At 74.6% G+C, this 1,577-nt stretch carries 2 protein-coding genes; both read right to left on the reverse strand.

Going from position 1 to position 1,577, the window contains the following annotated elements:
• Positions 1-84: 84 nt before the first annotated feature.
• On the reverse strand, positions 85-288 hold the full coding sequence (locus tag ACTIR_RS0112595; protein ID WP_026454559.1) for a hypothetical protein: 204 nt from the start codon (positions 286-288) through the stop codon (positions 85-87).
• A 75-nt stretch (positions 289-363) separates the two neighbouring features.
• A complete protein-coding gene (locus tag ACTIR_RS0112600; RefSeq protein ID WP_026454560.1) occupies positions 364-1,317 on the reverse strand; it encodes a Ppx/GppA phosphatase family protein in 954 nt (317 codons plus the stop codon).
• Positions 1,318-1,577: the final 260 nt, after the last annotated feature.

The raw sequence follows: 1,577 nt of genomic DNA on the forward strand, positions 1-1,577 counted from the left end.
GACCCCGCGGGACGCCGGGCGGGACCACCGCGGGGTTCCGGACCCCGCGGCCCCGGGGACGCCGCCCCGGGGGCGGCACCGTCGTCAGTCCGGGGGTTCGACGGTGCCCGCGTCCGAGGTCACGTCGTCGGTGCGGATGTCGTCCCTGTTGGGCGGCTCCGGGACGTCGCGGTTCAGGGTCCCGTCGGTGTCCGGCTCCCGGCGGTGCCGGGTTCGGTCACGGACCGGGTCCGTCTCGTCCGGCCGGGGTCCGCGCTCGTCGGCCGGGGGGAACTCGGGTCGGCTCATGGGTTTCGACCTCGCCTTCGGTGAGCGATTCGCCGGCACCCCACGCGGGTGCCGACACGCACGCCGCCACGGCGATCACGCTGCCTGCGACCGTACCCACTCGCCGGTGCCCTCGTCCATCAGCGCGAGCAGCAGCCCCTGCGTCGTCGACCAGGGGCAGGTGACGACGGGGCCGCCGAACACGGTGAGCAGTGCCTCGGCCACCACGGCACCCGCGAGGGACTGGCGGGCACGCGGGCGGGAGATCCCGGGCAGTTCGGCCCGGCGCGCGGGCGGCAGTGCCGCCAACCGCGGGATCCACTCCCGCACGTCCTCGACGTGCAGTTCCCGGCTCTTCGTGCCCTTCCGCCGTCGACCGGCCAGGACGGCGAGCTGGCGCAACACCTTCGAGCAGCCGACCGTGCGGAACTCCCGCAGCCGGGGCACCTCGTCGCCGACCGCGGCGAGGACCCGCTCGACGGCGTGGTCCCGCAGTGCGTCGAGCGCGGCCCCGGACGGGCGGTCGGTGTCCAGCCGCCACCGGCGGGTGGTCTCCCGGGCGCCCAGCCGCAGCGACCGGGCGAACTCGGCGTGCATCCCCCGCCCGGCGGCGAGTTCGACGGTGCCACCGCCGATGTCGAGCACGGCGAGCGACCCGGCCTCCGCACCGAACCACGCCCGCGCGGCCCGGTAGGACAGCCCGGCCTCCTGGACCCCGCTGAGGAACCGCAGGGCGATACCGGTCTCGTCCCGGACCCGGGACCGGATCTCCTCGGCGTTGCGCGCGTCCCGGATGGACGAGGTCGCCAGGCCGAAGACGTCGGTCACCCCGTTCCGTCGGGCGACCTCGGCGGCGGCACGGACGGCGGAGACCACCGCGTCCACTCCCTCGTCGCGCAGCCGGCCGGTGGCGTCGAGGGACCGGTCCAGGCGTAGTCGCGTCTTGTGGTTCACCACCGGTTCGAGGGCCGCCCCGGCACGGTCCACACACCGCAACCGTGCGCTGAAGCAGCCCACGTCGAGTACGCCGACCGTGCCCGAGCCCGACACCGACCGCACCTCCCTGCCGCGAAAACCGACGGATTCCCACGCACCGCGACGGATAACGGCGCTGTAACCCTTTCGGGTGACATTAGTTCGTGTGACACCTGTTGCCGTAACGACACAGACCCGTCCCGGCGATCCTAGAGAAGGGAATAATCACACCGGAGGGGACGAGGAGAGTGGCAACCCTGCGCATGCCCGGCGACCGGACGCCGGGGCCGCCGGGCGCCCGGCCGGACGAGACGGCCCGGTGGGGTGCCGCCGCG

Source organism: Saccharomonospora iraqiensis subsp. iraqiensis, from assembly GCF_000430445.1.
Taxonomy (GTDB): Bacteria; Actinomycetota; Actinomycetes; order Mycobacteriales; family Pseudonocardiaceae; genus Saccharomonospora; species Saccharomonospora iraqiensis.

Bases quoted from the DNA above. Each gene is read 5' to 3' on its own strand.
- ACTIR_RS0112595 (WP_026454559.1), bottom strand. From the start codon at position 288: ATGAGCCGACCCGAGTTCCCCCCGGCCGACGAGCGCGGACCCCGGCCG.